1 rRNA gene is annotated in these 1772 nt (G+C 54.5%); it reads right to left on the bottom strand.

What is annotated here, in order from left to right:
* Positions 1 to 19 precede the first annotated feature (19 nt).
* Positions 20 to 1772 (bottom strand): 23S ribosomal RNA (locus tag H7K56_RS23110); the annotation flags it as partial.

The raw sequence follows: 1772 nt of genomic DNA, 5'->3' as shown, positions 1-1772 counted from the left end.
AAAACGCCTCTGGCGTTGTAAGGTTAAGCCTCACGGGTCATTAGTACCGGTTAGCTCAACGCATCGCTGCGCTTACACACCCGGCCTATCAACGTCGTCGTCTTCAACGTCCCTTCAGGACCCTTAAAGGGTCAGGGAGAACTCATCTCGGGGCAAGTTTCGTGCTTAGATGCTTTCAGCACTTATCTCTTCCGCACTTAGCTACCGGGCAGTGCCATTGGCATGACAACCCGAACACCAGCGGTGCGTTCACTCCGGTCCTCTCGTACTAGGAGCAACCCCCCTCAATTCTCCAGCGCCCACGGCAGATAGGGACCGAACTGTCTCACGACGTTCTAAACCCAGCTCGCGTACCACTTTAAACGGCGAACAGCCGTACCCTTGGGACCTACTTCAGCCCCAGGATGTGATGAGCCGACATCGAGGTGCCAAACACCGCCGTCGATATGAACTCTTGGGCGGTATCAGCCTGTTATCCCCGGAGTACCTTTTATCCGTTGAGCGATGGCCCTTCCATTCAGAACCACCGGATCACTATGACCTGCTTTCGCACCTGCTCGAGCCGTCACTCTCGCAGTCAAGCTGGCTTATGCCATTGCACTAACCTCCTGATGTCCGACCAGGATTAGCCAACCTTCGTGCTCCTCCGTTACGCTTTGGGAGGAGACCGCCCCAGTCAAACTACCCACCAGACACTGTCCGCAGCCCGGATCACGGGCCTACGTTAGAACATCAAACATTAAAGGGTGGTATTTCAAGGTTGGCTCCACGCAGACTGGCGTCCACGCTTCAAAGCCTCCCACCTATCCTACACATCAAGGCTCAATGTTCAGTGTCAAGCTATAGTAAAGGTTCACGGGGTCTTTCCGTCTTGCCGCGGGTACACTGCATCTTCACAGCGATTTCAATTTCACTGAGTCTCGGGTGGAGACAGCCTGGCCATCATTACGCCATTCGTGCAGGTCGGAACTTACCCGACAAGGAATTTCGCTACCTTAGGACCGTTATAGTTACGGCCGCCGTTTACCGGGGCTTCGATCAAGAGCTTCTCCTTGCGGATAACCCCATCAATTAACCTTCCGGCACCGGGCAGGCGTCACACCGTATACGTCCACTTTCGTGTTTGCACAGTGCTGTGTTTTTAATAAACAGTTGCAGCCAGCTGGTATCTTCGACTGGCCTCGGCTCCGGGAGCAAGTCCCTTCACCTACGCGCCAGCGTGCCTTCTCCCGAAGTTACGGCACCATTTTGCCTAGTTCCTTCACCCGAGTTCTCTCAAGCGCCTTGGTATTCTCTACCTGACCACCTGTGTCGGTTTGGGGTACGATTTCGTGTTACCTGGAGCTTAGAGGCTTTTCCTGGAAGCAGGGCATCAGTTACTTCACCGCCGTAGCGGCTCGTCATCACGCCTCAGTGTTAAAGAAGACCGGATTTGCCTGGTCTTCACACCTGCACGCTTAAACCGGGACAACCGTCGCCCGGATAACCTAGCCTTCTCCGTCCCCCCTTCGCAGTAACACCAAGTACAGGAATATTAACCTGTTTCCCATCGACTACGCTTTTCAGCCTCGCCTTAGGGGTCGACTCACCCTGCCCCGATTAACGTTGGACAGGAACCCTTGGTCTTCCGGCGAGCGGGCTTTTCACCCGCTTTATCGTTACTTATGTCAGCATTCGCACTTCTGATACCTCCAGCAAACCTCACAGTTCACCTTCAGCGGCTTACAGAACGCTCCCCTACCCAACAACACATAGTGTCGCTGCCGCAGCTT

The sequence above is a fragment of the Pantoea dispersa genome, from assembly GCF_014155765.1.
Taxonomy (GTDB): domain Bacteria; phylum Pseudomonadota; class Gammaproteobacteria; order Enterobacterales; family Enterobacteriaceae; genus Pantoea; species Pantoea dispersa.
The sequence above is the reverse complement of the archived record's forward strand: the minus strand, read 5'-3'. Positions and strand labels throughout refer to the sequence as shown.